At 71.5% G+C, this 25,743-nt stretch carries 27 protein-coding genes; 5 read left to right on the plus strand and 22 right to left on the minus strand.

Annotation, left to right across the window (positions count from 1 at the left end; all coding sequences use genetic code 11):
* Nucleotides 1-1,740 (minus strand): adenylate/guanylate cyclase domain-containing protein, encoded by a 1,740-nt coding sequence (locus tag M1105_RS15860; RefSeq protein ID WP_249581354.1) that lies wholly within the window; start codon nt 1,738-1,740, stop codon nt 1-3.
* A 173-nt stretch (nt 1,741-1,913) separates the two neighbouring features.
* On the opposite strand from M1105_RS15860, the gene M1105_RS15865 reads away from it, so the two are divergent.
* Nucleotides 1,914-2,873, plus strand: coding sequence for an acetyl-CoA carboxylase carboxyltransferase subunit alpha (locus M1105_RS15865; RefSeq protein ID WP_249581430.1), 960 nt, complete (start codon nt 1,914-1,916; stop codon nt 2,871-2,873).
* Nucleotides 2,874-2,880: 7 nt separating this feature from the next.
* Here M1105_RS15865 and M1105_RS15870 read toward each other — a convergent pair whose 3' ends face one another.
* From M1105_RS15870 to M1105_RS15880, 3 genes are read right to left on the minus strand one after another with little or no spacing between them, the layout of a single operon-like run.
* A complete protein-coding gene (locus M1105_RS15870; RefSeq protein WP_249581355.1) occupies nt 2,881-3,603 on the minus strand; it encodes a lysophospholipid acyltransferase family protein in 723 nt (240 codons plus the stop codon).
* An 8-nt stretch (nt 3,604-3,611) separates the two neighbouring features.
* Nucleotides 3,612-4,520, minus strand: coding sequence for a cell division protein FtsX (locus M1105_RS15875; RefSeq protein WP_249581356.1), 909 nt, complete (start codon nt 4,518-4,520; stop codon nt 3,612-3,614).
* A complete protein-coding gene (locus M1105_RS15880; RefSeq protein WP_249581431.1) occupies nt 4,520-5,197 on the minus strand; it encodes a cell division ATP-binding protein FtsE in 678 nt (225 codons plus the stop codon). The genes M1105_RS15875 and M1105_RS15880 overlap by 1 nt, the downstream gene beginning before the upstream one ends.
* 148 nt (nt 5,198-5,345) lie before the next feature.
* Between M1105_RS15880 and M1105_RS15885 the strand changes: the two genes are divergently transcribed.
* Nucleotides 5,346-6,575 carry a zinc-ribbon domain-containing protein gene (locus M1105_RS15885; protein WP_249581357.1) on the plus strand — a complete coding sequence of 410 codons (1,230 nt, stop codon included), beginning with the start codon at nt 5,346-5,348 and terminating at the stop codon, nt 6,573-6,575.
* A gap of 43 nt (nt 6,576-6,618) precedes the next feature.
* On the opposite strand, the gene M1105_RS15890 is transcribed toward M1105_RS15885, so the two are convergent.
* The 4 genes from M1105_RS15890 to argH form a co-directional block, all read right to left on the minus strand.
* A complete protein-coding gene (locus M1105_RS15890) occupies nt 6,619-9,216 on the minus strand; it encodes a TIGR02302 family protein (protein ID WP_249581358.1) in 2,598 nt (865 codons plus the stop codon).
* A gap of 128 nt (nt 9,217-9,344) precedes the next feature.
* Nucleotides 9,345-10,613: a diaminopimelate decarboxylase gene (gene lysA, locus M1105_RS15895; RefSeq protein ID WP_249581359.1), complete on the minus strand. Its 1,269-nt coding sequence runs from the start codon at nt 10,611-10,613 to the stop codon at nt 9,345-9,347.
* 25 nt (nt 10,614-10,638) lie between these two features.
* Entirely contained in the window at nt 10,639-10,806 is a 168-nt protein-coding gene (locus tag M1105_RS15900; protein ID WP_249581360.1) for a hypothetical protein, read from the minus strand.
* Nucleotides 10,803-12,203 carry an argininosuccinate lyase gene (argH, locus tag M1105_RS15905; RefSeq protein ID WP_249581361.1) on the minus strand — a complete coding sequence of 467 codons (1,401 nt, stop codon included), beginning with the start codon at nt 12,201-12,203 and terminating at the stop codon, nt 10,803-10,805. The genes M1105_RS15900 and argH overlap by 4 nt, the downstream gene beginning before the upstream one ends.
* A gap of 60 nt (nt 12,204-12,263) precedes the next feature.
* Between argH and M1105_RS15910 the strand changes: the two genes are divergently transcribed.
* A complete protein-coding gene (locus M1105_RS15910) occupies nt 12,264-12,935 on the plus strand; it encodes a TlpA disulfide reductase family protein (protein WP_249581362.1) in 672 nt (223 codons plus the stop codon).
* Nucleotides 12,932-13,417 (plus strand): YbaK/EbsC family protein, encoded by a 486-nt coding sequence (locus tag M1105_RS15915; protein WP_249581363.1) that lies wholly within the window; start codon nt 12,932-12,934, stop codon nt 13,415-13,417. The genes M1105_RS15910 and M1105_RS15915 overlap by 4 nt, the downstream gene beginning before the upstream one ends.
* Before the next feature lie 6 nt (nt 13,418-13,423).
* On the opposite strand, the gene M1105_RS15920 is transcribed toward M1105_RS15915, so the two are convergent.
* The 14 genes from M1105_RS15920 to M1105_RS15985 all read right to left on the minus strand — a co-directional run bounded on the left by M1105_RS15920 (nt 13,424) and on the right by M1105_RS15985 (nt 24,534).
* Nucleotides 13,424-14,017 (minus strand): cytochrome b, encoded by a 594-nt coding sequence (locus tag M1105_RS15920; protein WP_249581364.1) that lies wholly within the window; start codon nt 14,015-14,017, stop codon nt 13,424-13,426.
* 28 nt (nt 14,018-14,045) lie between these two features.
* Nucleotides 14,046-14,675, minus strand: coding sequence for a YceI family protein (locus tag M1105_RS15925; RefSeq protein WP_249581365.1), 630 nt, complete (start codon nt 14,673-14,675; stop codon nt 14,046-14,048).
* Between the two features lie 8 nt (nt 14,676-14,683).
* Nucleotides 14,684-15,262, minus strand: coding sequence for a YceI family protein (locus M1105_RS15930; RefSeq protein ID WP_249581366.1), 579 nt, complete (start codon nt 15,260-15,262; stop codon nt 14,684-14,686).
* Nucleotides 15,263-15,413: 151 nt separating this feature from the next.
* On the minus strand, nt 15,414-16,289 hold the full coding sequence (locus tag M1105_RS15935) for a 3-hydroxybutyryl-CoA dehydrogenase (RefSeq protein WP_249581367.1): 876 nt from the start codon (nt 16,287-16,289) through the stop codon (nt 15,414-15,416).
* Nucleotides 16,290-16,427: 138 nt separating this feature from the next.
* Nucleotides 16,428-17,390 carry a carbon-nitrogen hydrolase family protein gene (locus tag M1105_RS15940; RefSeq protein ID WP_249581368.1) on the minus strand — a complete coding sequence of 321 codons (963 nt, stop codon included), beginning with the start codon at nt 17,388-17,390 and terminating at the stop codon, nt 16,428-16,430.
* The gene (locus tag M1105_RS15945; RefSeq protein ID WP_249581369.1) at nt 17,387-18,181 is read right to left on the minus strand and encodes an alpha/beta fold hydrolase; all 795 of its coding nucleotides are present in this window, start codon (nt 18,179-18,181) and stop codon (nt 17,387-17,389) included. Before M1105_RS15945 ends, M1105_RS15940 begins: the two co-directional genes overlap by 4 nt.
* Before the next feature lie 263 nt (nt 18,182-18,444).
* On the minus strand, nt 18,445-19,374 hold the full coding sequence (locus tag M1105_RS15950; RefSeq protein WP_249581370.1) for an electron transfer flavoprotein subunit alpha/FixB family protein: 930 nt from the start codon (nt 19,372-19,374) through the stop codon (nt 18,445-18,447).
* The gene (locus tag M1105_RS15955; RefSeq protein WP_249581371.1) at nt 19,374-20,135 is read right to left on the minus strand and encodes an electron transfer flavoprotein subunit beta/FixA family protein; all 762 of its coding nucleotides are present in this window, start codon (nt 20,133-20,135) and stop codon (nt 19,374-19,376) included. The genes M1105_RS15950 and M1105_RS15955 overlap by 1 nt, the downstream gene beginning before the upstream one ends.
* A gap of 241 nt (nt 20,136-20,376) precedes the next feature.
* Nucleotides 20,377-21,456, minus strand: coding sequence for an NAD(P)H-dependent flavin oxidoreductase (locus M1105_RS15960; protein ID WP_249581372.1), 1,080 nt, complete (start codon nt 21,454-21,456; stop codon nt 20,377-20,379).
* 72 nt (nt 21,457-21,528) lie between these two features.
* A complete protein-coding gene (locus M1105_RS15965; RefSeq protein ID WP_249581373.1) occupies nt 21,529-22,350 on the minus strand; it encodes a lytic transglycosylase domain-containing protein in 822 nt (273 codons plus the stop codon).
* Between the two features lie 113 nt (nt 22,351-22,463).
* A complete protein-coding gene (locus M1105_RS15970) occupies nt 22,464-23,036 on the minus strand; it encodes a cob(I)yrinic acid a,c-diamide adenosyltransferase (protein WP_249581374.1) in 573 nt (190 codons plus the stop codon).
* 3 nt (nt 23,037-23,039) lie between these two features.
* Complete coding sequence (locus M1105_RS15975; RefSeq protein WP_249581375.1) at nt 23,040-23,240, minus strand: twin transmembrane helix small protein; 201 nt, start codon at nt 23,238-23,240, stop codon at nt 23,040-23,042.
* 73 nt (nt 23,241-23,313) lie between these two features.
* Nucleotides 23,314-24,150 carry an SDR family NAD(P)-dependent oxidoreductase gene (locus tag M1105_RS15980; RefSeq protein ID WP_249581376.1) on the minus strand — a complete coding sequence of 279 codons (837 nt, stop codon included), beginning with the start codon at nt 24,148-24,150 and terminating at the stop codon, nt 23,314-23,316.
* A gap of 78 nt (nt 24,151-24,228) precedes the next feature.
* Complete coding sequence (locus tag M1105_RS15985) at nt 24,229-24,534, minus strand: HNH endonuclease (RefSeq protein WP_249581377.1); 306 nt, start codon at nt 24,532-24,534, stop codon at nt 24,229-24,231.
* Between the two features lie 121 nt (nt 24,535-24,655).
* Here M1105_RS15985 and M1105_RS15990 point away from each other — a divergent pair, with 121 nt between their 5' ends.
* Nucleotides 24,656-25,708: an amidoligase family protein gene (locus tag M1105_RS15990; protein ID WP_249581378.1), complete on the plus strand. Its 1,053-nt coding sequence runs from the start codon at nt 24,656-24,658 to the stop codon at nt 25,706-25,708.
* Nucleotides 25,709-25,743: the final 35 nt, after the last annotated feature.

The following is a 25,743-nucleotide window of genomic DNA, read 5'->3' on the forward strand; positions in this document are numbered from 1 at the left end:
TCAGACTGCCGCGAGGCGCGGGAGCGAACTCTCGGGCAGTCCCGCATTCACGCAGAGGCGAACGAGCGTCTGCAGGACATCGCGGTCGGCGTAGAGTTCCTGCGTGCGGATGAATTCGGCCGTGAGATCCGGCGCATCCGTCAGCGCCTCGCGCACGATCTGCCGGGCCCGTTCGGCATCGCCTGCCATCATCCGCGCCGCGGCGCGGTAGAGCCGCGAGCGCCTCGTCTGGAAGGGCAGCGTGCGCGCGACTGAAAGCATCTCGTCGTAGCGGCCCAGGGCGTAGAGCGCGGCGACCCGCTCCTCGGTCACCCAGACGGGCAGGAAGGGGTCGAGCGCCTCGGCCCGGTCAAGCAGCTTCAGCGCGCGGTCGGGATCGCCCGCGAAGATGTAGAAGGCGGCGCATCGGCCAAGGATGTACGAATCGTTCGGCGCGAGCTGCATGGCGCGCTCGTGATGGCGCCGGCTGGCGGCATAGTCGCCGTTCTTCTTGAGCTGGACGATACCCATGATCCGGTGGGCTTCCGGGTCGCAGGGATCGAGGTCGATCGCCCGGGCCACCATCTTCTCGGCCTCGGCGATATCGAAGTCGGGCAGATACGACCACGCGCAGACATGCATCGCGAGCGGCCTCCCGAAATTCGGATCGGCCTCGCGGGCACGGCGAAACCAGTCGATCGCCTCCTCGACATGCGCGTCGGTGACGCCGCCAAGCCGGTGATGCTCGAGACCGCGCAGATAATATTCGTAGGCGGTCATGTTCTCGGGCCGCTTGGGGCGCGCCTCGCTCATCCCGGCATGCTCGATCCGGTTCGAGGCAGTCGCCGCGACCCGCGCGGTGATCTCGTCCATCGCCTCCATCACCTCGTCGAAGGACCGCTCGATCCGGTCCGACCAGACGATCTCGCCCCGTGTCGTCTCGGTCAGCGTGAGATTGAAGCGGATGCGCTCGCGCAGGCGGCGGATCGACCCCGCGAGCACGAAGCGCACGCCGAGCGTCCGCCCGATCTCGACCGGGTCGGTCGAGCGGAGCGCGGCCGAGGCCGAGCGCGAGGTGACGAAGAGGTCTCGGACGCGGCTCAGTTCGAGGATCAGGTCCTCGGTCAACCCGTCGGCCAGGAACTGCTGATCCTCGTCGGCCGATGACGCGGTGCGGAACGGGACGACCGCGATCGAGTTCGGCCGCGCCGGCGACTGTTCCGGCACGCGCGTCGGCGCCGACTGGAAAACGTGCCGGTTCATGCCACTCCGCACCCGGAGGATGCGCACCGGCTCGCTGATCCCGGCGAGGTCGCGGGCGCCGAGGTCGTCGAAGACACAGGGCGAGACGCGCCGAACATGGTCGTAGAGCGTGCCCGAGACCTCGATTGCCCCCGGCTCTGCCGTCGCCTGGATCCTTGCGGCGAGGTTCACGCCATCGCCGCGCAGATCGCCGCCCACGGCCAGGACATCCGCGAGGTGAAGGCCGAAACGCATATCCTCGGGGCAGGTGCCCTCGACGCCTGCAAGTGCCGCGCGCCCCTCCATCGCGGCGCGCAGCGCGTTCACGGCGCTCGGGAATTCGGCGAGCAGCCCGTCGCCCGTCGTGTTGAAGACCCGCCCGCCGAATCGCGCGACGGCCGCGGCAACGGTGTCGAGGCAGATCGAGATGCGGTGCACGACCGCCTCCTCGTCCGCCCCGATGGCGACCGTCGATCCGACCGTGTCGCAGACCATGATGGCGGCGAGCCTGCGCTCCATGCGGCGTCCTCTCCCCAAGAGGCCTCGGTACAAGTCGTCCGATCGTCTCAGCGTATCTTCGCGGTGTGCCGCTGTCAGCCCTCGCCTGCCAATTGCATTTCGCGCCCGGATGGTCCATCTGACCGGGACGCCGCAGCATGGCGCGGCGCACAGGGTCAGCCACGGGCAGGATCATGCGCAACTATCTCGACTTCGAGAAGGGGATCGCCGAGCTTCAGGGCAAGGCCGAAGAGCTGCGCGCCATGGCGCGGCAGAACCCCAACCTCAAGGTCGAGGCCGAGGCCGACCAGCTCGAGGCGCGCGCGGGCGAACTGCTGCGCGACCTCTATCACGGCCTCAGCCCCTGGCAGAAATGCCAGGTCGCGCGCCATCCCGACCGGCCGCATGCGCTGGATTACGTGCGCGCCCTCTTCACCGAGTTCACGCCGCTGGCGGGCGACCGCAACTTCGCCGAGGACCACGCCATCGTCGGCGGGCTCGCGCGCTTCCGCGACCGCCCGGTGGTGGTGATGGGGCACGAGAAGGGCCATGACACCCAGACCCGGATCGAGCGCAACTTCGGCATGGCGCGGCCCGAGGGCTACCGCAAGGCGATCCGGCTGATGCAGCTGGCCGACCGCTTCCACCTGCCCGTGGTCACGCTGATCGACACCCCCGGCGCCTATCCCGGCAAGGGCGCCGAGGAGCGCGGGCAGGCCGAGGCGATCGCCCGCTCGACCGAGGCGTGCCTCGGGCTCGGCTCGGCCATCGTCTCGGTGGTGATCGGCGAGGGCGGCTCGGGCGGGGCCGTGGCGCTCGCCACGGCGAACCGCATCGCCATGCTCGAGCACGCCGTCTACTCGGTCATCTCGCCCGAGGGCTGCGCCTCGATCCTTTGGAAGAACGCCGAGAAGATGAAGGAGGCGGCGCAGGCCCTGCGCCTCACCGCGCAAGATCTCAGGACGCTGGGCGTCGTCGACCGCGTGATCGAGGAGCCGCTGGGCGGCGCGCAGCGCGACCGGGCGCTCGCGATCACCCGCACGGGCGACGCCATCGCCGCGATGCTGGGCGAGCTCGATGGCCAGAGCGCGGCCGATCTGCGCGCCGGGCGCCGGCGCAAGTTCCTCGAGATGGGGTCGAAGGCGCTCGCCTGAGCCGGCGTCAGGCCACCCCCATCCGCCGCTCGGCCTCCGCCACCAGACGGTCCGAGGCGGGCTCGATCTCGGCCTCCATCCGCGCCATCACCTCGGCCCCCGGCAGGCCCGGGGGCAGCGTTCCGAGAAACTCGACCACCAGGTTCCCGGGCCCCCGGATCGTGCCGCCCTTGGGCCAGAACGCCCCGGCATTGGTCGCGGCCATCACCATCGGCAGGTCGAGCTGGCGGTAGAGCATCGCGGCCCCCCGACGGTAGGGCGCGGCCACCCCGGGACGCACGCGCGTGCCCTGCGGATAGATCACCACCTGCCCCGCCTCGTGGTTCTGTGCCGAGACCTCGCGCAGCACCTTGGCGCCCTGCCCTCGGGCCTCGCGGTCGATGGCGACGGTGCCGATCCGCCAGGTGTAGAGGCCGAACACCGGCATCCACAAAAGCTCGCGCTTCATCACGAACTTGGCGCGCGGCAGGCAGGCGAAGATCAGCAGCACGTCCAGCATCGACTGGTGCTTGGCCGCGACGATCACCGCGCTCTGCGGCACCTCGCCCCGGACCTCGGCGGTGATGCCGCACATCAGGCGTGCGATGGCGAAGACGCAGCGCGCGTAGCGGCGCATCCAGGCGTAACAGAGGTCGCGCGACCAGATGATGACCGGCAGGCCCAGGATGCCCATCGCCCCCATCAGGCCGTAGATCGCCACCAGGAAGGCGGCATGGCGCAGGGTCTGCATTGCCCGACTCACTCCATCTCGCGCAGCGTGACCCGCAGCGTGATCCGCGCCGCCGCCCAGCCCACCGCCACGAGGCCGAGCGCGACTGCGGCGGCAAGCGCCGCCAGCCCCTCGGCCCCCGGCAGCAGGACCGGCGCGAGCGCCGCCGCCGCGCCGCCCGCGGGCAGGGCCGCCAATGCCGCCGCGCCCAGCGCCGCGCCGGCCAGCGCACCCAGCGCAGTGCGCCGAACCACGCGGCCGACGAAGGCGCGGGTTATGAAGGCGTCCTCGCCGCCGATCAGCCGGATGATGCGGACGAGTTCCGAATTCGCCGCGAGACTGGCGCGGGCCGCCAGCGCCACCATGGACGCCGCCGCCACGATCACCAGCAAGGTGCCCGCGAGCGCGAGACGCCGCACCTCCTCGGCGGCGCGGCCCAGCGGCGCGCGGACGCCCGCATGGTCGTCGTAGACGGCCCCCGGCGCCGTCAGGCCGAGATTGGCCTCCAGCGCCGCCACGTCGGGTCCCGTGCCCAACACCCTGAGATCGATCATCACGGGCAGGGGCAGGTCGTCGAGCGCCGCGCCCCGCCCAAGCCAGGGTTCGAGCAGCGCCGCCTGCTCGGCCGCGTCGAGCGGCCGGGACGAGGCGATGCCCGGCGTCGCGCGCAGGAGATCGACGACCTGCGCGACCGTCGCCGCATCCGTGCCCGCCGGCAGGCGCAGCGTCGCGGCCTCGGCAAGATCGGCCCGCCAGTCCTCGGCGAGCCCGCCTGCGGCAAGCCCCGCCGCGATGGTCAGGAGGGCGAGGAACGCCATCGCGCCCGCCGTCAGCGTCGTGAGCCAAGCCGACCAGCCGCTGGGCGGCACGATGGGCGGGCCGCCCTCGTCGTCGGGCAGAAGGCCGATTCGCGCGGCGATGCTGCGCAAGGCCGCCATCACAGCTCGCTCGCCGCCAGGAGAAGCCGGCGCTCGCTCAGCCGCAGGGTCCTTGCCTGCACCAGCGACTTGGCCGCCCGGATCAGGCCGAGGTCGTGGGTCGCCACCAGCACCGTCTTGCCCAGCCGGTTCAGCTCGACCAGCAGGCGCAGGATGCGCATCCCCATCTCGGCGTCGATGTTGCCGGTGGGCTCGTCGGCGATGATCAGCTCGGGCGAGGTGATGACCGCGCGGGCGATCGCGGCGCGTTGTTTCTCGCCAGCCGAAAGGGTGCGCGGCAGCGCATCCGCCCGCTCGGTCAGACCGACCCATTCCACCAGCTCGGTCACGTCCTCGCGGTGCGTTGCCATGGGCTTTCCCTGAAGGCGCAGCGGCAGCGCGATATTGTCGGCGACGCTCATGTGATCGATCAGGCGGAAATCCTGGAAGACCACGCCGATGCGGCGCCGCAGGCGCGTGCGCTGGGCGGCGTCGGAGGGCGCGATGTTCTCGCCGAACAGGGCGATGCTGCCCTTGTGCGGGCGGTGCTCGAGATGGATCAGCTTCAGCAGCGTCGTCTTGCCGGCGCCGGACGGACCGGTGAGGAAGTGGAACGAGCCCGCGGGAATCGTCACTTCGACGCCTTCCAGCGTCGCACGGCCGTCATATCCGAAGCTGATCCTGTCGAGCGAAATCACCGTCAGGTTCCCGTTGAGCACGCCGGTCAGAACCTGCACATTTGCAGAGGTTTGACAACTGAGATTAAGATGGTGCCAAATCCGGATGCTGCTGCGCGCGACCCCGGGCGACGCCTGGGCCGCCTGTCTCCGAAAGGGGGAGCCTGACGTGAGCGAGATCGTCTGCCCATCCTGCAACGCGAAATACCGCGTGCCCGACTCGGCGATCGGGCCCGAGGGTCGTCGCGTCCATTGCTCGAAATGCGGAGAGATCTGGCTCGCCCGCCCCCCCGGCGTCGCCGCGCCGGTGCATGAAACCGGGCCGCAGCGCGCGCTCCCCGGCGGCGGGATGGCCGCCGGGGCGGAGCCCGACGCGGGCGGCATGGCCGCTGCCGCACCGGCCGGCGAGCCCGAGGGGCGCGGCGCCAAGGACGCACCACGCGAGACCCCGCCAGCCATGCGGGATGCGGAACCCGAGCATGAAATGGGACAGGAGGCCACGCCCGAAGCCGAGCCCCAGCCCGAGGCCGAGCCCCAGCCCGAGGCCGAGCCCCAGCCCGAGGCCGAGCCCCAGCCCGAGGCCGAGCCCCAGCCCGAGGCGGAGCCCCGGCCCGAGGCCGAGGCCGAGCCCCAGCCCGAGCCGACCTGGCGCCGCATCCTCGCGGCCGAGCGCGCCGGCGGGACCGAAGCCGCAGGCGGCGGCGCCGAGCGCGTCGAGCCGACCGTCGCCCCGGCCGCCGCCGCAGGCGCGGCAGCCGCGGGCGCAGCGGCCGGCGCGGCGGCGGCTGTCGCCACCGGCCCCGCGGGCCCCGCGAGCGCCGAGCGCGAGGCGCAGATGGCCGAAATCCGGCGCATGCTGGACGAACTCCAGTCGCCTCGGCCTGGCAGCGGCACCGCGCCCGCGCCCGCCCCGGCGCAACCCGCCGCGGCGGGCGTGTCGGGCTTCACCCCGGCCGGCACTCCTGCCGCGCCGCAGCCAAAGCCCGCACCGCGGCGGCCCGATCCAGTGGTCGAGGAGACCTATCACGACCCGCTGCGCGAGAAGCTGCTGCAGCACGATTCCCGTGGCAAGGCGGCGGCGCAGGGCTCGGGGCGCGCAAACTACGACGCGTCTCGCCTGGCCAAGCGCCATGCCCGGCGCCATCGCCGCCGCATGATCGCCGAGGAGCAGCGCAATTCCTCCAGCGCCCTGACCACCGGAATGATGCTGGTGGTTATGGTCGCCTGCGGGATGGCGCTGATCTATGCGTTCAGCGACGAGATCGTCGCACGCGTCCCGGAAAGCGGGCCGGCGATGGACGAGTATGTCGCCGTGATCGACGGCTGGCGCACCGTCGCCGGCGAGGAATACGCCAAGATCCGCGAGAAGGTCGACCGGGTGATCGAGGAATCGATGTAACGCACCGCCGGCGCGGGGTGCCGGCGGTCGCGCCCAGGCCGCGTCAGAAGCGGTCGATCAGCCGGTCGAGATAGTCGAGTTCGAGCTGCGGGCGCATCGGCTCGCCGGCCCGGCGGCGCAACTCCTCCAGAAGCTCGCGCGCGCGGTCGATGGCCGAGCGGTCCGGTAACCCGGTGTCGCGCCCGTCGATCGCGCCATAGCTGCCCGAGGGGCGGTCGAAGGGGTCGGCTTCGCGATTGTCGGCGGCCTCGCCGCGGCCGCGCCGGCCGGTGGTGTTGACGTCGCCCTGCCCCTGCTGGCGCAGCGCCTCGGCCAACGCGCTCGCACCCTCGTTGAGCCGGTCGAGCGCCTCCATCTGGTCGTCGACGGCAGAACCCGGCTCGCCCGCGTCGAGATCGTCGCGCGCTTCGCCCATCGCCCGGCCCGCATCCTCGAGCGCGCGGCGCATGTCCTCGCCACCCTGCCCGCCCGGGATCTGCCGCGCGAGGTCGTCGAGCATCCGGCGCAGCGCCTCCTGCTCGGCCGAGAGGCCCTGCTGGCCGCGCCCGGGCTGCCGGCCCTGGCCCTGCTCGCCCTGACCGCTGCCCTGGCCCATCTGGCCCTCGCCCTCGCTGCCCTGCTGGCCGCGCTGCGATTGCTGGCCGCCGTCCTGCCCGTCGCCGCCGCCCTCGCGCCGCTCGCGCCGGGCCTCGCCGAAGGTGCGGTCGGCCAGATCGCGCTGGCGCTCGATCAGTTCCTGGAGCTGTTGCAGCGCCTGCTGGCCCTGGCTGCCCTGCTGGCCGGGTTGCATGCGCCCCGCCTGGAGGTTCTCGAGCATCCGCTGCAACTGGCTCAGCATGTCGCGCGCCTGGTCACGCAGGCCGCCCTCGGCGCGGCGCTGCAGCTCGTCCAGCATCTCGTCGAGGTCCTGCTGGGTCATCTCGTTGCCCTGCGGACCCTGCGGCTGCTGGCTCGGGTCGAAGCCGTTCTCCAGCGCCTGGCGCACCATCTCCTCGAGATACTGCTGGATCGCCTCGCGCAACTCCTCGATCGCCGCGGCAACCTGCTCGTCGGTGCCGTTCTCGAGTGCGTCGCGCAGCCGCTGCTGCGCCTGGCGTAACCGCTCGAGCGCGTTGGCGAGGTCGCCGCCCTCGAGGTCGAGCGCCGCGAGCCACAGATACTCGATCACATCGGGCGCCTCGGCAGCGACGGTGCCGCCGACGATCGCCAGCGCCAGCCGACGGATCGCCGCGCTGGTGCCCAGATACGCCCCGTGCTTGTCGCCGAACACCTCGCCCGGCCGGCGCGTGACGGCCTGGAGCACGTCCAGCACCCGCTCGGCCTGCCCGAAGTCGAGCGCGAGTTCGCGCCGCTGCTCGACCAGCGCGCGCGCCAGCGGATGGCTGAAATTGCGCCCCGGCAGCATGATGCGCACCGGGCCGTGGCTGCCCACCTGGCCGGCGCCGTCCTCGGCATAGAGCGTGAGCTCGACCGGGCCGCCGGCCCAAGGGTGCTCGCCGAAGTCCTGCATCACCGAATCGCTGACCTCGCGCGGGTCGCCGGTGATCGGCAGCGGCAGGGCGAAGCTGAGCGGCTCGAGCGCGAGGCCGCGCCCGTCGCTCATGCCGCCCGGCGGCGCGATCTCGGCCCAGGCGGCAACGACGCCATAGTCGTCGCGCGCCGAGAAGAACACCTCGAGCGCTCCGGTCAGCGCCGCGACCGGCGTCTGCGGCATCCCGATCTCGGGCGGCGCATCGGGCGTGACCTCAACGCTCCAGTCGGCCAGCACGTCGCCGCCGCCGCGGATCACGAGCCGGCCCGACCGTTCGATCACGCCGGTGAGTTCCGAGAGCCCCGCACCCAGCGCGACGAAGCCCGCCGTCGCGATGCCGGCATCGCCCTCGCGCTCGGGGGCCTCGCCGAGATCGGTCACCCTCAGCGTCACCTCCGACCCCTCGGGCAGCACGAAATGGCCGCGCGGCGCGCCGTCAGTCGCGAGATAGACGGTCCTGAGCCCGGTATGCGCGGGGGGCGTCGCCCAGCCCTCGGCCATCGGCACGCGGCTTGCAACTGCGTCCTGCGCCTGCCCCCCGGTCGAGGGCGGCGCCATCAGCGAGGCCAGCCGGTCCGCCCAGCGCCCTTCCGACGCCATCACGCCGGCCAGCAGCAGGACCGGCGCCACCAGCCGCAGGGCCCAGGTGTCGAGATGCGCAAGCCGGGGCGCGGGGGGCGCCACCGTCAGGCGCTCGGCCTCGACCTCGGCGCGTCGCTGGTGCTCGAGCCAGACGGCCCTCGCCCAGGGGTCGCTGCCGCCCGAGGCCAGCCGGTCCGACAGCGCCGCCAGCGGCCGATCGGGCGCCGCCGCGTCGAGCCGGGCCCGCGCCTCGGTCTCGCGCGGCAGGCGGAAGCGCCACAGTCCCCAGCCAAGCGCCGCGGCCAGCCCGAGCCCGATCGCCGCGAGGCCCGCGCTATGCCACAGGCCAGGCAACCACTCGAAGACGCCCAGCAGCACCGCCGCCGCCGACAGGCAGAGCGCGGTCGAGAGCGGCCAGAAGGCGCGCGCCGCGCGCTCGAGCGCCAGCGCCCGGCCACTCGCGGCGATCAGGCGACGCAGCCGGAGGCTGGTCGCCCGGGCCCTGTCGCGGAAGCTGAACCTCGCCATCCGTGCCTTTCCGCCGATCGCCGCGCCAGCCGCGGGTCGGCTGTCCGCAGGCCCCTCGCGGCGCGCCGCCGCGGCAGGGGTCCGTCAGGTCAGGCTAGCGGCAGGCGTGACCGTCCTCAACCGCTCCGTCACCCGACCCAGGGCGGCAGCCTATCACGGGCCAGCATCTCGTCATATGTGGGGCGTGCCCGGACGACGGCAAACTCGGCGCCGTTCACGAGAACTTCAGGCACCAGCGGGCGGGTGTTGTATTCCGACGCCATCACCGCGCCATAGGCCCCGGCCGAGCGGAAGGCCACGAGGTCCCCGGGTGCCACGGGTGGCAGCTCGCGCGCCTTGGCGAATGTGTCGCCCGATTCGCAGACCGGCCCCACCACGTCCACGGGCGCCACGGGCGCGCCCGGCGCGGGTTCGACCAGCGGCACGATGTCGTGCCAGGCGTCGTACATCGCGGGGCGCACGAGGTCGTTCATCGCGGCGTCGAGGATCACGAAGTCGCGCCCCTCGCCCGCCTTGCGATAGATGCAGCGCGCGACCAGCACGCCCGCATTGCCCGCGATCAGCCGCCCCGGCTCGATCACGATCTGGCAGCCGAGGTCGCCCACAGTGCGCCGGATCAGCGCGCCATAGTCGAAGGGCAGCGGCGGCGCCTCGTTCGAGGCGCGATAGGGGATGCCGAGCCCGCCGCCGAGGTCCAGCCTGCGGATGTCGTGCCCCTCGGCCCGCAGCCGGCGCGTGAGCCCTGCCACCTTGGTGAACGCCGCCTCGAAGGGGGCGAGGTCGGTCAACTGGCTGCCGATATGCACATCGACGCCCACCACCTCGATCCCCGGCAGGCCCGCCGCCCGGGCGTAGAAGGCGGGCGCGCGGTCGATCGGCACGCCGAACTTGTCCTCGTAGCGCCCGGTCGAGATCTTGGCATGGGTCTTGGCGTCCACCCCCGGATTGACCCTCAGCGCGATCCGGGCGGTCGCGCCCATCGCCTGCGCGACCGAGGACAGCGCCTCGAGCTCGGGCTCGCTCTCGACGTTGAAATGCGCAATGCCGGCCTCGAGCCCCGCGCGCATCTCGGCCTGCGTCTTGCCGACGCCCGAGAACACGATCTTCGCGGGCTCGACCCCCGCCGCCAGCGCCCGGCGCAACTCGCCCTCGGACACCACGTCGGCGCCCGCGCCCATCCGCGCCAGGGTCGCCACCACGGCAAGGTTGGAATTGGCCTTCAGCGCATAGGCGATGAAGTGATCCGTTCCCGCCAGCGCCTCGTCGAACACGCGGAAATGGCGCGCAAGCGTCGCTGTCGAATAGACATAGACCGGCGTGCCCGCGGCCTCGGCGATGCGGGCAAGCGGCACGTCCTCGGCATGGAGGCGCCCGCCGCGATAGGTGAAATGATCCATGCGGTCTCCGGGGGGGTGCGGGCAGTCAACTCGCGGGCTTCTCGGCCTCGGGCGTCGCGGGCGCGGTCTCGGTGGCGGGTGCGGGGGCCCGTGGCGGGTTCTTCCGCCCGCAGGCCGCAAGCGGGCCGGCCAACAGCGCCGCGAGCGCCGCCACCAGCACCAGGCGCGAGAGCATCAGGCGCGCGCAGGTCATCCCAGCATCTCCTTCCACCGCGCGATCTGCTCGCGCACCCGGGCGGGCGCGGTCCCGCCATGCGACAGCCGCGAGGCGGCCGAGGCCGCGGGCGTCAGCACCTCGAACACCGCCGCCGTGATGCGCGGCTCGACGCCCTGCATCTCGGCGAGGCCGAGGGCCGAGAGGTCGACGCCCTTCGCCTCGGCCAGCGCGACGATGCGGCCGGTGACATGATGGGCCTCGCGGAACGGCATGCCCAGCACCCGCACCAGCCAGTCGGCCAGGTCGGTCGCGGTGGAATAGCCCTGCCCCGCCGCCTCGGCCAGCCGCCCGACATTCGGCGCGAGGTCGCGCACCATCCCCTCCATGGCCGCAAGCGACAGCATCAGCGCGTCGGCGGCGTCGAACAGGGGCTCCTTGTCCTCCTGCATGTCCTTGGAATAGGTCAGGGGCAGGCCCTTCATCACGGTCGAAAGCGCCACCAGCGCCCCCATGATCCGCCCCACCTTGGCGCGGATCAGCTCGGCCGCGTCCGGGTTGCGCTTCTGCGGCATGATCGACGAGCCGGTCGAGAAGCGGTCCGACAGCCGCGCAAAGCGGAACTGGGCCGAGGACCATATCACCAGCTCCTCGCTGAGTCGGCTGAGGTGCATGGCGCAGATTGTGGCGGCCGACAGGAACTCCAGCGCGAAGTCGCGGTCGGCGACCGAATCCAGCGAATTCGCGGTCGGCCGGTCGAACCCCAGCGCTGCGGCGGTGGCGTGCCGGTCGATCGGGAACGATGTCCCCGCCAGCGCGGCCGCCCCCAGCGGGCACTCGTTCATCCGCGCCCGCGCGTCCCTCAATCGCCCGCGGTCGCGGCCGAACATCTCGACATAGGCCATCATGTGATGGCCCCAGGTCACGGGCTGGGCGACCTGGAGATGCGTGAAGCCCGGCATCACCACCTCCGCCCCGGCCTCGGCCTGCACCAGCAGTACCCGGATCAGGGCCTCGAGCCCCGCATCGGCCTGGTCGATGGTCTTGCGCACCCACAGCCGGAAATCGGTCGCCACCTGGTCGTTGCGCGATCGCGCGGTGTGGAGCCGCCCCGCCGGCTCGCCCACGATGTCCCTGAGCCGCGCCTCGACATTCATGTGGATGTCCTCGAGCGCGCGGGAGAAGGCGAACGTCCCCGCCTCGATCTCGGCGAGCACCTGCGCGAGCCCGCGGTCGATCTCGGCCGCGTCGGCCTTCGAGATGATGCCCTGCGCCGCCAGCATCGCGGCGTGCGCCCGGCTGCCCGCGATGTCCTCGGCCGCCATGCGCTGGTCGAAGCCGATCGAGGCGTTGATCTCCTCCATGATCGCGGCGGGGCCGGCTGCAAAACGACCTCCCCACATTTTGTTCGAGCCGGCCTCGGGCGCGGGCTTCATTCCGGGCACATTTTGCTTATGTTCGCTCATGGCTTTCCGCGCTGATCGGAGGAACGAGGCATGACATTTCCGAGACCCTTCGCCCTCGGGATTGCGGCCATCCTATACGGCGCGATGGCGCTCTCTGCAAACCCGTCGGATGCCGGGGCGATCGGGCCCTCGGACCGCGCCGCGCTCGAGGCGATGCGGGCGGGCGACATGCGCAAGCTGGTGTTCCACGATACGCCTCGCGCGCAGATGACCGAAAGCTTCCAGGACGGCGCGGGGCGGACGGTGGGGCTCGCCGACTTCTCGGGCAAGGTGGTGGTGCTCAACATCTGGGCGACATGGTGCCCGCCCTGCCGGGCCGAGATGCCCTCGCTCGACCGCCTCGCCGCCAAGGTGAAGGGCGACGGCATCGAGATCGTGGCCCTCTCGACCGACCGCGGCGGCGCGGCCAAGGTACGCGGCTTCTTCGACGAGATCGGGGTGAAGAACCTCGCCATCTATGCCGACCCCTCGAACCGCCTCGCGCGGCAGGCGGCGGTGATGGGCCTGCCGGTCACGCTGATCCTCGACCGCGAGGGGCGCGAGATCGCGCGGCTCACGGGCGATGCGCACTGGGACGGCGCCGATGCGCTCGCCATCCTGCGCCGGATCTCGGTCATGACGCGCGGCGCGCATACGCAAGGCGCGCGCCTCGACACCGGCACCGCCCTTGCCGATGCCGACCCGGCGGGGCGCCTGCGATGAGCGACGCCCCCACCCTGCCGGCCGCTGCGGCGCGGGTGCAGGCGGCGCTGGCGGCGCTTGGCTCGGAGGCCCGCGTGCGCGAGATGCCGGGCTCGACCCGCACGGCCGAGGACGCGGCCGCCGCCTGCGGCTGCCCGGTGGGCGCAATCGTCAAATCCCTGCTGTTCCGGGACGCCGAGGCCGGGAGCCCGATCCTCGTCCTTACCTCGGGCGCGAACCGGGTGCACGAGAAGCGCCTCGGCCGCCAGCTCGGCGTCAGGCTGGAACGCGCCGATGCCGATTTCGTGCGCAAGGCCACGGGCTACGCCATCGGCGGCGTGCCGCCTCTTGGCCATGCCGCGCCGATCCGCACCGTCTTCGACCCCGCGCTACAGGCGTACGAAACCGTGTGGGCCGCCGCCGGCACCCCATTCGCCGTCTTCCCGATCACGCCCGCCGACCTGGTGCGCCTCACCTCGGCCGAGGTCGTCGAGGTCACCTGAGCAGGTTCAGCGCCCCAGGATCATCCGCATGAGCACGCGGTCGCGGTCGGCCAGATGGTGCTTCACCGCGGCCAGCGCGTGCAGCCCGACCAGCACCGCGAGCCCGAAGGCCGCCCAGGCATGGATCGCGGCCAGCCGGTCGGACAGCGTCTTGTCCCCCACCGGGAAGGGGTCGGGCAGCTCGAACAGGCCGAACACCATGTTCCTGATCTGCGGCATGTAGCCCCCGGCATCGTTCAGCGGCGAGGCCGAGGCCATCAGCCACCCCGTCACCGGCATCGCGAACATCAGCACGTAGAGCGCGAGATGCGTGCCCTCGGACAGCGCGCGCTCGGCCCGGCTCATCCCGCGCGGCAGGTCGGGCCGGCGGTTCGCCAGCCGCCAGCCGACGCGCAGGGCGGCGAGCGCGAAGACGACGAAACCCCAGCTCTTGTGCGTCTGAGTGAGCGCCGTGCGCTCGGCGATTCCATCCACGGTCATCTCGATCACGTTGACCATGTAGAAGCCGACGCCAAGCTGGAACAGGATGATCGCCGCCACCGCCCAGTGCAGCAGCCGGGCGGGCCAGCCCCAGCCCTCGCGCGTGTTGATCAGGCTCATCGCCGGGCTCCCTTCCCTCCGGGTCGGCCTAGCGCACGCGCCGGGCGTTGAGAACGAAATGCACGCCCACCATGGGCTCGAGGTCGATCAGGGACGAGAAAGGCCCAACGCCAAGCCCGAAGCGCGTGCGATCGACCTCGAAGCGCCCCTCGGCGCGTGCGGCATTGGGGCCGATCCCCAGCGTGATGGGGGTCTCGAGCGCCTGCTGGCGGCCCTTGATCGTCACGACGCCCCGGGCAAGGTAGCCATCGCCCCCTGTCGGCTCCAGCCCTGTCAGCCGGTAGACCGCCTCGGGATGGTTCGCGCTGTCGAATCCCTCGGCCGAGGTCGCGAAGGCATTCACGATGGCATTGCCGAGATCGACCGACGCCGTGTCGATCGAGATCGCGAGCGTCGCCGCCTCGGGATGCGCGGCGTCGAACTCACCGCTGCCCGAGAAGGCGCGGAAGACGCCGCCGTCGGGTTTGCCGTCCAGCACGAAGTCGAAGGCGACTTCGGACGCGCCGGGGTCTATCACCCATTCCGGCAGGTCCTGCGCGGTGGCGCGACCGGCCAGGGAAACCGCCAGCAGAAGGAACACGGCCGCAGCAGGGCGCCGGGCGATGCGCGCCGCAAGGGGCGGCACGCTCACCGTCGGTCCGGATGCGGCCGCGGCCATGGCGTGCCTCAGCCCGCCGGGCTCATCTCGATGTCGATGCGCACCGGCACCACCGCGCTGACCGCCGGGGCGGCGTAGGACATGCCGAACAGTGTGCGGTCGATCTGGCCCGTCGCGGTGAAGCCCGCGATCGTCTTGGTCGCGTCGAAGGGCGACGGGCCCAGCTTGTTCAGCTTCGCGTCGAAGGTCACCGGATGGCTCACGCCCTTGATGGTCAGCGTGCCCGCCACCTTGGCCGTGTCGCGGCCGGTGGGGGTCACGGCGGTCGACTCGAAGACGATCTCGGGATGGTTCGCGACATCGAAGAAGTCGGCGGTCTTCAGATGGTCGTCGCGCGGACCCCAGCCGGTGTCGATGCTGGCGGGGTCGATGACAAAGCTCAGCCGCGTCGCCTCGACCTTCTCGGGGTCGAAGTCGATCTGCGCCTCGAAGGCGCGGAACTGCCCGTGCACGGTCGAGAAGCCAAGGTGATCGACCTCGAAGGTGATCGCCGCATGGCTCTTGTCCATGACATAGGGCTCGGCGGCGGCGGGCAGGACGGAGCCGAGCGCGAGCGCTGCGGCAAGGGCGAAGCTGGCCAGTTTCATGATCGGTTCCCGGTCATTTCAGGTCGGTTGCATGGGTCCTTGCCGGACGGCGCCGACAACACCGGGGAACATATGGCAACGCCCGCGCGCCGCCAGACGGGCCACAATGAATTTACCATTGCCGAAAACGCAAAGATCCGCGCCCGCCCCCTCAGCGCGTCGGCACCGGCTTCTCGCCGCGATAGTCATAGAAGCCGCGATTCGTCTTGCGCCCCAGCCACCCCGCCTCGACATATTTCACCAGCAGCGGGCAGGGCCGGTACTTGGTGTCGGCCAGCCCGTCATGCAGGACGTTCATGATCGCGAGGCAAACGTCGAGCCCGATGAAATCCGCAAGCTCCAGCGGCCCCATCGGATGGTTGGTGCCCAGCTTCATCGCGGTGTCGATCGATTCGACCGTACCCACGCCCTCGTAGAGCGTGTAGATCGCCTCGTTGATCATCGGCAGCAGGATGCGGTTGACGATGAAGGCGGGGAAGTCCTCGGCATTGGCCGCGGTCTTGCCGATCTTCTCGACGACGCCCTTCAGAAGGTGGAAGGTCTCGTCATCCGTGGCGATGCCGCGGATCAGTTCGACCAGCTGCATCACCGGCACCGGGTTCATGAAGTGGAAGCCCATGAACCGCTCGGGCCGGTCGGTAGCCGAGGCGAGCCGCGTGATCGAGATCGACGAGGTGTTCGTGGTCAGGATCGTCTGCGGCCCCAGATGCGGCTTGAGCTCGGCGAAGATCCGGTTCTTGACGCGCTCGTCCTCGGTCGCCGCCTCGATGATCAGGTCGAGCGCACCCAGGTCGGTCAGTACCGGCGCCGGCCTGATCCGCGCCAACGCCGCGTCGGCCTCGGCCGCGCTCATGCGCTCCTTGGACACCAGCCGCTCGTAGCCCTGCCGGACCTTGCCGATCGCCGCCTCGACCTGCGCGGGGTTGATGTCGAACAGGCTGACCTCGTAGCCGGCCTGCGCAAAGACCTGGGCGATGCCTGCGCCCATCTGACCGGCGCCGACCACGCCTACCGTGCGGATCTCCATGATCCCGAACCCCCGTTTATTCGTCCGCGCCTCTCATGGTGCGCTGCAGCGGCCAAGTATGGGCTTCATGCCACCCCGCGCAAGCGCAGGCGACGAAAAATGCGACGGCGCGACGAAAGTTTTGCGCGAGCGTGATGGTCACCGTTGCGGTTCGCGACCCACGCCGAACACGACCCTGCCGCTCACCCGCAACTCGAAGACGTCCGGGCGCGCGTAATGGCCGGCATTGTCGACGATGGCCTTGGCCGCACGGACCTGCGCGAGGTCGAGTTCGGCGATCAGGATGCCCTCCTCGCCATGCAGGGGGCCCGCGACGATCTCGCCGCGCGGGTCGATGATGGCGCTGTCGCCGGTGTAGGTCGGCAGCCATTTCCTCGCTTCCGGCGGGATGTCGTCCCTGGTGCGGCATCCGCCGACGCAGAGAACGTAGCAGGCGCCCGCCGAGGCGAAGGCGCGGGACATGAGATGCTGACGCGGCCACATCGCCTCGGGCGCCGAGGGTACCTGCGGCGGCTCCCGCCCTGGCCAGAGCGCCACGTGAACCTGGGTGCCCTGCGCCATCAGCGCGAAGGACGGCAGCATCATGAAATGCTCCCAGCAGTTGAGCGCGCTGATCCGGGCGTAGCCGCAGTCGTGGACGCGCAGGCTGTCGCCGCTGGCGTTCTCGCCCCACTCGACGCGCTCGCCGCCGGTCGGCTTCAGCTTGCGATGCCTGCCGATGATCGCGCCCTCGCGCCCGATCGTCAGCGCGGTGCAGTAGAGTGTGCCCTGCGTGGTCCGGTCGCGCTCGACCACGCCGATGACGACGTCGATGTCGTGTTCCTTCGCCGCGGCGCACAGCCGGTCGGTGGTCTCGGACGGGATCTCGACCGCCTGCTCGTTGAACCGCGCGGCAAAGCTCCACCATTCGGGGCCATCATCCGGGGTCCAGCCGTACCCACCATAGCCATGCAGCCAGTTTTCCGAGAACGCCGCCAGCCTTGCGCCCTTGTGCGCGGCCTCGGCGATCAGCCGGCATGCCTTTTCGGTGGACGCCTCGCGATCCATCAGCACCGACGCCGCCTGAATGGCGGCAACCTTGAAGCGCCCGTCCCCGGTCATGGCCCCTCCAGTCTTTCCAGCCAGTCGCGCATCAGCGCCCTGAAGAGTTCGGGCCGCTCCCAGCCCGGCGAATGCCCGGCGCAATCCAGCAGCGCGAAGGTGCCGCGCGAATATCGCCCCTGCATCGCGACGGCATCGTGGCAGCCCACGATCGAGTCCTGGCGCCCGGCGACGATGAGCGCGGGCTTGTCGAACGCCGCGCCATTCATCGCGTCGTGGAACGAGAACAGGAACCGCTCCTGAACGCGGGCCTCAAGGGCCGGGTCATGGAGGGCCCCCGCGGGCAGCTTGGTCTGGCGGATCTTCCCGACGATCCCGGCCGTCTGCACGACCAGGCGCTCCGCCCGATCCCTGAGCGCGGGCTCGAGCCCGGCGATCAGCGCGGCGTCCGGCACCAGCGCGACGGGCTCCGGCAGCGTTCCCTGCGCGGCGGAAGTGCCCCCCGGCACGATCAGGGCGAGGCCCGAAACGAGGTGCGGATGGGCATGGCCGAGACCCTGCGCGATATAGCTCCCGCGCGATTCGCCGATAACGGCCAGGGGTACGCCCGCCGCCGCCGCATTGGCGAAGGTCGCGACTTTCTGCAGCACGTCGTCCTGGGAGCGGACATGCGCGAAGCCGGTCGAACCGCCGCAGCCGGGCAGGTCGGCATAGATCCGCTTCCAGCCGGGGACGCCATCGAACACCGGCTCGAGCGCGTCGAGTATGTGCCGGTGATCGAGCTTGCCGCCGTGCAGGACGAGGACCGGTTTCCCCGACCCGATCTCCACATGGTTGAGCCGCTGCGCCATCGAACCCCCCTGCGCGAGAAGCTTAGGTGAGCCCGGCCGCCCTGTCACCGCAATCCGGCCATCCCATCCAACCGGGCCCCGGCGGCGCGGCGGCGCCGTCGGCCGCGCGACACATGGATGGGTAAAACTTTGAGTATCAATCCCTTGAATACGGCATCATCCGGGAAAGCGCGTCCCTTCCGGTCAACCTCCGCGAAAAGGAAGGGCCCGCGCACCCGGCGCGGGCCCTTGCAAACCCTGGTCTGCGGGGAAAGGCGCGCTGCTCAGCCCAGCGCCTTCTCCAGCTCGGGCAGCACGACGAACAGGTCGCCCACCAGCCCGTAATCGGCCACCTGGAAGATCGGCGCCTCGTCGTCCTTGTTGATGGCGACGATGACCTTGCTGTCCTTCATCCCCGCGAGGTGCTGGATCGCGCCCGAGATGCCGACCGCGATGTAGAGCTCGGGCGCCACGACCTTGCCGGTCTGGCCCACCTGCCAGTCATTGGGCGCGAACCCTGAGTCGACCGCCGCGCGCGAGGCCCCCGTCGCGGCGCCCAGCTTGTCGGCCACCTTCTCGATCAGCGCGAAGTTCTCCTTCGAGCCCATGCCGCGCCCGCCCGAGATCACGATCCGCGCCGAGGTCAGCTCAGGCCGGTCGGACGAGACGACCTTGTCCTCGACCCATTCAGACAGGCCCGGATCGCCCGCCGCCGCGCCCTTCTCGATCGGGCACGGGGCCTGCTCGCCGGTGGCCTCGAAGCTCGCGCCACGCACGGTCACGACTTTCTTGGCGTCCTTCGAGCGCACGGTCTGGATGGCGTTGCCGGCATAGATCGGCCGCACGAACTCGTCCGGGCCGTTCACGCCCTGGATGTCCGAGATCACCATGACGTCGAGCAGCGCGGCGACCCGGGGCGCCACGTTCTTGCCCGAGGTGGTGGCCGGCAGCACGATGTGCTCGTAGTCGCCGGCGAGGCTCACGATCAGGTCGGCGAGCGGCTCGGCGAGGCGCTTGCCATAGGCGTCGCCCTCGACGCAGATCACCTTGGCGACCCCGTCGAGCCGCGCGCAGGCCTCGGCCACCGCCCCGCACCCGGCGCCCGCGCACAGCATGTGGATCTCGCCGCCCATGCTCTTCGCGGCGGTGACGGTCTTGGCGGTCGCCTCGTTCAGCGCCGCGTTGTCGTGCTTGGCAACGATCAGGACGGCCATCAGAGCACCCCCGCTTCGGTCTTGAGCTTCTCGACGAGTTCGGCCACCGAGCCGACCTTGACCCCGGCCTTGCGCGCCGGCGGCTCCTCGGTCTTCACCACCTCGAGCCGCGGACTCACATCGACGCCGTAATCGGCCGGCGTCTTGACATCGAGCGGCTTCTTCTTGGCCTTCATGATGTTCGGCAGCGACGCGTAGCGCGGCTCGTTGAGGCGAAGGTCGACCGTGACGATCGCCGGCATCTTCACCTTGATCACCTGCAGGCCGCCGTCGATCTCGCGCGTGACCGTCGCGCTGTCGCCCTCGACCTCGACCTTCGAGGCGAAGGTGGCCTGGCTCCAGCCGAGCAGCGCCGCCAGCATCTGCCCGGTCGCGTTCATGTCGTTGTCGATCGCCTGCTTGCCCGCGAGCACGAGGCCGGGCTTCTCCTCGTCGATCACGGCCTTCAGCAGCTTCGCCACCGCCAGAGGCTCGATGTCGGTCGCCACGTCCTCGGCGGCCTCGATCAGGATCGCGCGATCGGCGCCCATCGCCAGCGCCGTGCGCAGGGTTTCCTGCGCCTGTTTCACGCCGATCGAGACGGCGACGATCTCCTCGGCCTTGCCCGCTTCCTTCAGCCGGATCGCCTCCTCGACGGCGATCTCGTCGAAGGGATTCATCGACATCTTGACGTTCGCGAGGTCGACGCCGCTTCCGTCCGCCTTCACGCGGACCTTCACGTTGTAGTCGATCACGCGCTTGACAGGCACAAGCACCTTCATCTGCGTTCTCTCCTCGAAGCCATTGCTCGACCGGCCGGGGACCGGCGGCCGCATCTGCATCCGGCGCATCCCTTAGCGCAACCGGCGCGCGCTTCGTAGGGAAAAAGCGACGCGGCAGGACGGGATTCGCCGATCGAGGCCGGATGGGCGCCATGGACACAGGCGCTCGCGCCGCCCATGCCGCGCCGGGGCCGCCTTCGCCGGCACCCGAGGCCGTTCAGCGTCGGCAGGCGACCGCGGCTCACGCCGGACGGGCAAGCCCTGCAAGGATCGTCTCCGCCTCGCCGACGAGGCGCGCGACGAGCTCACCCGCCGGTAGTTCGCGCGCAAGGCCCGCCGCCTGGCCATAGAGATCGAACGAGAAATCATCCCGCCCCGCGGCCTCCGCCGCGTTCCGAAGCGGCCCGCTCAGCGCGTACATGGCAAGGAACGGGGCCGGTGGCGGCGCATTCTCGGCCATCCCTTCGGTGTAGCGCGTGCGCCGCGCCCGCGCCGGATAGCCCGAATGCGCGTCGGTAAAGGCCGTGTCGCTGCCGTCCGAGCCGCGCACCGCGGCCCGATGGTGCGGCGGGACGCTGGCCTCGGGGCAGGCGAGGAAGGCCGTCCCCATCTGCACCCCCGCGGCGCCCAGCGCGAAGGCCGCGGCGATGCCGCGCCCGTCCGCGATCCCGCCGGCCGCAATCACGGGAAGGTCGATCGCGTCGACTACCTGCGGCACCAGCGCAAGCGCCCCGATGCCCTGATCGGCCCGGGTCCAGGCATGCGCGCCGCGGTGGCCGCCGGCCTCCCACCCTTGGGCGATCACGGCATCGCAACCCGCCGCGGCGAGGACGTGGGCCTCGCGGACCGTGGTCGCGGTCGCCATGACCGCGATCCCCGCTTCCTTCAGCGCGCGCATCGCCGCCTCGTCCGGCAGGCCGAAATGGAAGCTCACCACCGCGGGCCGGGCGGCGAGAGCGGCCGCGAGCTTCGCGGGCGTGAAGCCCTCGGGGATCGCCTCGATCCCGGGCGGCTCGCCGAGTCCCAGCTCGGCGTAATAGGGCCTGAGGCGGTCCTGGATCGCGGCCTCGCGCGCCGCGTCGGGCCGGGCGGGGATGTGCGCGAAGAAGTTGAGGTTGACCGCGCGGTTGGTCAGCCGCGCGACGGCGGCCATCGACGCCTCGATCCCCTCGGGCGCGGCCTCACCGAGCCCGAGCGAGCCGATGCCGCCCGCGTTGCTGACCGCCGCGGCAAGCTCGGGCGTGGCAAAGCCCGCCATCGGCGCCTGGATGATGGGGTGCTCGATCCCGAGACGATCGAAGAAATGCCGGTGTCGTCGCATGGCACCCTCTCGCTGCTTCAGCGGTCCTGCGGCCCGGCGCATCCGCAAGAATAGCACCTGCGCGTCGCTTCGTCAGTTGCGACGTACCAGGCAGGCCGCACCCGCGACGCGCAGGCGGGCGCAGAGCTTGACCGCCTCGGCGCGCGTGTCGGTGCCGAGGCGCACCGACCAGACCCGCCCCGCCCCCATGCCGACCCGCGCATGCACCAGCATGGGCGCACGCCCGCCGATGATCCGATGATGCCGGGCCTGCACGCGGGAGAATTGCGCGAGCGCCGTCGCCCGACGCACATGGCCCGCTACCTGCACGCCCCAGGGCTGCCAGTCGGCGCCCTCGAACAGGGCCGCGCGCGTGGGCATGACCGGCAACCCGGCGCAGGCGGCGCGGAAGGGAACAGCAGGGTCGAGCGGTCGCGGCTCGACCTCGCGGCCCGGCTCGCGGAACCATTCGGCCGGGCGGAAGGTGATCGAGAGCACGTATTCCAGCGTCTCGCCCGGCAGCCCGGCCGCACGGGCGACGTATCGCTCGACCCGCTCCTCGCCGGCATTGTAGGCGGCGGCCGCGAGGCCCAGATTGCCGAAGCGCGCACGTAGCTCGGCAAGGTATCGCGCCGAGGCCGGGATCGCCTGGTCCGGGTCGAAGGGATCGGCGAGGCCGCGCAGCCGCGCCGTGCCGGGCATGAACTGCGCCACCCCCTGCGCGCCCTTGGGGCTGACGGCGCGCGCGTCGAAGCGGCTTTCCTTCCAGATCAGGCGGGCGAGGAACTCGGGAGGGAGGTCATGCGCCCCCGCCGCGTCCTCGATCAGCCGGCAGAGGCCCGCGGCGCCCTCCGCGGTCTGCGGCGCTGCCGGCGAGTCGCCCGGCGGGCGCCCATCGGCCGACGTCGCGGCCATTGCGAGCAGCGCGGCCCACAGTCCCGCGCGCGGCCATGATCCCGCGCGCGCGCCACGTGGCGCGTGGCCACCCGGCCCGGCTTCGAGGCCACGGGCGCCGGGCGCGGCGGGGCTCAGCGATTCGCGCCCGGCACCCACAGCACGTCGTCGCGCCCGTCGTCGTTGGCGATGCGCGAGGCCACGAAGAACCAGTCGGACAGGCGGTTGAGATATCGGATCGCCGCCTCGTTCACGCCCTCCACCGTCGCAAGCTCGACCGTCAGGCGCTCGGCCCGGCGGCAGACGGTCCGGCAGAGGTGCAGATGCGCGGCCAGCGCCGAGCCGCCCGGCAGGATGAAGCTGCGCAGGGGCGCGAGCCGGATGTTCATCGCGTCGATCTCGCGCTCGAGCCGCTCGACCTGCGCGGGCACCATCCTCAGCGGCGGGTACTCGGCATCCTCGTCGCGCTCCATGTGCGGGCGGCAGAGATCCGCGCCGAGATCGAACAGGTCGTTCTGGATGCGCGCGAGGCTCTCGTCCATCTCCTCCCAGGCGTGCAGCCGCGCAAGGCCCACGGTCGCGTTCACCTCGTCCACCGTGCCGTAGGCCGCGACCCGGGCCGAGTGCTTGGCGACACGGGTGCCGTCACCCAGCGCCGTCTCGCCCGCGTCGCCGGTGCGCGTGTAGATGCGGTTGAGCACGACCATCGCTCACATTCCCTGCTTGGCGAACCAGACCATCGCGAGCAGAAGCGCCACCGCCACCGCCTGCGCGATGATGCGATAGCGCATCATCCGGTTCGAGAAGCGCGGCGACGCCTTGCCGGTGCCGAAGCCGCCGATCCCGACCATGAGCACGCCCAGAGTGACGAGGCAGGCAAAGCCCGCGAGGTAGAAAAGGATCCCTGACATGGGCAGCATACCTAGCGCGCCCCCGCCCCGGCGGACAGGGCGAAAGTGACGCGCCGCCCGATCCGCCGCCGTTTCATTGCACGCCCATGATCGCATCCATCCAGCGCGTGGGCAAAAGCCGCTTCATCGCGCCAACGAGATGGGTGGGGCGGGTGACGTAATAGCGCGGGTTCGGCCGCCGCGACTCGAGCGCCGCGACCAGCTTCGCGGTGGTCGCCCGGCACGAAAGCTCGCCCACATCGGGCGGCGGGTTCTTCTTGTAGAGCCGGGGCTCGAGCGTGGTGCGGTAGAACTCGGCCCAGGCCGAGTTCTCGCGGTCGATCCAGCGCTCGTAATGGGCCTGCGCGTTCTCGCGGATGCGGGTCTTGATGGGCCCCGGCTCGAGCAGCACCACATGGATGCCGGTGCCGCGCAGCTCCAGCCGCAGCGTGTCGGTATAGCCCTCGACCGCGTGCTTGGTGGCGATATAGGCCCCCCGCATCCTCAGCGCCGAGAAGCCCAGCACGCTCGAGCACTGCACGATGCGGCCCGCGCCCTGTGCCCGCATCACCGGGACCACGCGGCGGGTCAGCTCGTGCCAGCCGAAGAAATTCGCCTCGAAGCTCGCCCGCAGCGCGTCGGTCGGCAGGTCCTCGACCGCGCCGGGCTGGGCGAAGGCGCCGTTGTTGAACAGCGCGTCAAGCCGCCCATCGGTGCGCTCCATGGCGGTGTCGAAGGCTGCATGGATGCTGTCGCGGTCCTGGTAGTCGAGGCGGAAGCTGTCGAGCCCCTCGGCCCGCAGCCGCTCGCAGTCGGCCTCCTTCCGGCAGGTCGCCAGCACCTGCCACCCGCGGCTTGCCAGCGCATGCGCCGCGTGATGGCCAATGCCCGACGAGCAACCGGTGATCAGAATGCTCCGCGCTCTCGCCATCTCGACCCCCGTGCTCCGCCTTGCGCCGCGGCATCAGATAGCAGAGCCTCGCCGCCGCGCACAGCCCGTGCGGCAGGCTCACCGCCGCCGCCGTCCGCGGCCGGCACTGCGGCTGTGGAAGGCGGGATCGCGGCGCGCCACCCATTCCACGAATCGCGCGATGCGGGGATGGGTGCGCAGGGCCTCGATGCTGGCATGGCCGCGGGCAAGCTCGGCCTCGGTCATGCTCGCATGGATCTCGTTGTGACAGATCTGGTGCAGCAGCACGACGGGGCCGCGCGCGCCGCCCTTGAGGCGTGGAACCAGATGGTGCGCCGACCGTTTCGCCCCCGGAGGGATAGGCCGGCCGCACAGCGGGCAGATCGGGTCCTCGGCTTGCGTCATCGGGCCCAGGGTAACGCGGCCCGTCCCGATCCGGCCAGCCCCATTGCGGCCGGCGCCGGCGGGCGCCACATTGGTCAGTGAACCCCGCCGTCACCCGGCGCAGAGGCGGAGCTGAGACGCGATGCCCCATAACGACACCCGCACCAGCCGCGCGCCCTCGCGCGCCGCGTGCGAGGGCGCGACGGTCGCCGCGCCGCCGGTCGAGTGCGGCGCAGACGGCCGCCCGCGCGGGGTGGGGATCGAGCTCGAGTTCGGCCAGCTCACCGCGGCGCGGGCGGCCGAGGTGGTCGCGGCGGCGCTCGGCCCCGATGCGCGGCTGCGCGAGGACGACCCGCACCGCTTCCGCATCGAGCCACTAGCCGACGGCCCCTGGCGCGGCGGTTTCCGGGTCGAGCTCGACACGCGCTGGGCACATCCCGAGCACCTGATGGCCTATGCGGGCGACATCGCGGACGACCCCGATCCCGAGTTGCCGCGCCGCGCCGCGGCACTGTTCGGCACCGTCGCGGGGCTGGTGATGCCGGTCGAGCTGGTGGCCCCGCCCGTTGCCTGGAGGGACCTCGAGGCGCTGCTACCCCTCGTCTCGGCGCTGAGGCGCGCGGGCGCGACGGGGACCGAGAGCTCGGCCTTCGCCGGGTTCGGCATGCATCTCAACGTCGAGGCCGCCTCGTTCGACGCGGCCGACCTGCTGGCCGTGCTGCGCGCCTATGTCCTGATGGCGCCGCGGCTGCGGCGCGACAGCGGGCTCGCCACGATCCGGCGCGTCCAGAGCTATATCGACCCCTTCACCGTCGACTATGCCCGCCACGTGCTGAACCCCGATTACAGCCCGGGCCTCGGCCGCCTGATCGACGACCACATCCGCTTCAACCCGACGCGGAACATGGAGCTCGACATGCTGCCGCTGTTCGCGCATCTCGACGCGGCACGGGTGCGGCGCTGGCTGCCCGAGGAGAAGATCTCGGCGCGGCCGGCCTTTCACTGGCGCCTGCCCGACTGCCGCATCGACGAGCCCGGCTGGCGCCCGCTCGACGACTGGGCGCGCTGGGTCGCGGTCGAGCGGCTGGCGGCGGACGCGCGCGAGCTGCACGTGCTTGCGCGAACCTTCCTCTCGAAGGGGCCGCGATGGGAGATCGAGGCCCGCCTCGCGCGCATCGTCGAGACCTTCGAGTGAGCGACCCATCGCGTCCGGTGCCGGCACCCGGGGCC

It is taken from the genome of Thermohalobaculum sediminis, from assembly GCF_023487995.1.
GTDB lineage: Bacteria > Pseudomonadota > Alphaproteobacteria > Rhodobacterales > Rhodobacteraceae > Thermohalobaculum > Thermohalobaculum sediminis.

Coding starts and splice junctions, on each gene's coding strand:
- M1105_RS15925 (WP_249581365.1), bottom strand. CDS start 14,675: ATGGCCGCGGCCGCATCCGGACCGACGGTGAGCGTGCCGCCCCTTGCG.
- M1105_RS15900 (WP_249581360.1), bottom strand. CDS start 10,806: ATGACCTGCGCGCGCCTGATGCTCTCGCGCCTGGTGCTGGTGGCGGCG.
- M1105_RS15945 (WP_249581369.1), bottom strand. CDS start 18,181: ATGGCGCAGCGGCTCAACCATGTGGAGATCGGGTCGGGGAAACCGGTC.
- M1105_RS15910 (WP_249581362.1), top strand. CDS start 12,264: ATGACATTTCCGAGACCCTTCGCCCTCGGGATTGCGGCCATCCTATAC.
- M1105_RS15970 (WP_249581374.1), bottom strand. CDS start 23,036: ATGGTCGTGCTCAACCGCATCTACACGCGCACCGGCGACGCGGGCGAG.
- M1105_RS15965 (WP_249581373.1), bottom strand. CDS start 22,350: ATGGCCGCGACGTCGGCCGATGGGCGCCCGCCGGGCGACTCGCCGGCA.
- M1105_RS15865 (WP_249581430.1), top strand. CDS start 1,914: ATGCGCAACTATCTCGACTTCGAGAAGGGGATCGCCGAGCTTCAGGGC.
- argH (WP_249581361.1), bottom strand. CDS start 12,203: ATGAAGCCCGCGCCCGAGGCCGGCTCGAACAAAATGTGGGGAGGTCGT.
- M1105_RS15955 (WP_249581371.1), bottom strand. CDS start 20,135: ATGAAGGTGCTTGTGCCTGTCAAGCGCGTGATCGACTACAACGTGAAG.
- M1105_RS15870 (WP_249581355.1), bottom strand. CDS start 3,603: ATGCAGACCCTGCGCCATGCCGCCTTCCTGGTGGCGATCTACGGCCTG.
- M1105_RS15915 (WP_249581363.1), top strand. CDS start 12,932: ATGAGCGACGCCCCCACCCTGCCGGCCGCTGCGGCGCGGGTGCAGGCG.
- M1105_RS15860 (WP_249581354.1), bottom strand. CDS start 1,740: ATGGAGCGCAGGCTCGCCGCCATCATGGTCTGCGACACGGTCGGATCG.
- lysA (WP_249581359.1), bottom strand. CDS start 10,613: ATGGATCATTTCACCTATCGCGGCGGGCGCCTCCATGCCGAGGACGTG.
- M1105_RS15890 (WP_249581358.1), bottom strand. CDS start 9,216: ATGGCGAGGTTCAGCTTCCGCGACAGGGCCCGGGCGACCAGCCTCCGG.
- M1105_RS15875 (WP_249581356.1), bottom strand. CDS start 4,520: ATGGCGGCCTTGCGCAGCATCGCCGCGCGAATCGGCCTTCTGCCCGAC.
- M1105_RS15990 (WP_249581378.1), top strand. CDS start 24,656: ATGCCCCATAACGACACCCGCACCAGCCGCGCGCCCTCGCGCGCCGCG.
- M1105_RS15935 (WP_249581367.1), bottom strand. CDS start 16,289: ATGGAGATCCGCACGGTAGGCGTGGTCGGCGCCGGTCAGATGGGCGCA.
- M1105_RS15985 (WP_249581377.1), bottom strand. CDS start 24,534: ATGACGCAAGCCGAGGACCCGATCTGCCCGCTGTGCGGCCGGCCTATC.
- M1105_RS15975 (WP_249581375.1), bottom strand. CDS start 23,240: ATGTCAGGGATCCTTTTCTACCTCGCGGGCTTTGCCTGCCTCGTCACT.
- M1105_RS15930 (WP_249581366.1), bottom strand. CDS start 15,262: ATGAAACTGGCCAGCTTCGCCCTTGCCGCAGCGCTCGCGCTCGGCTCC.
- M1105_RS15980 (WP_249581376.1), bottom strand. CDS start 24,150: ATGGCGAGAGCGCGGAGCATTCTGATCACCGGTTGCTCGTCGGGCATT.
- M1105_RS15940 (WP_249581368.1), bottom strand. CDS start 17,390: ATGACCGGGGACGGGCGCTTCAAGGTTGCCGCCATTCAGGCGGCGTCG.
- M1105_RS15960 (WP_249581372.1), bottom strand. CDS start 21,456: ATGCGACGACACCGGCATTTCTTCGATCGTCTCGGGATCGAGCACCCC.
- M1105_RS15950 (WP_249581370.1), bottom strand. CDS start 19,374: ATGGCCGTCCTGATCGTTGCCAAGCACGACAACGCGGCGCTGAACGAG.
- M1105_RS15920 (WP_249581364.1), bottom strand. CDS start 14,017: ATGAGCCTGATCAACACGCGCGAGGGCTGGGGCTGGCCCGCCCGGCTG.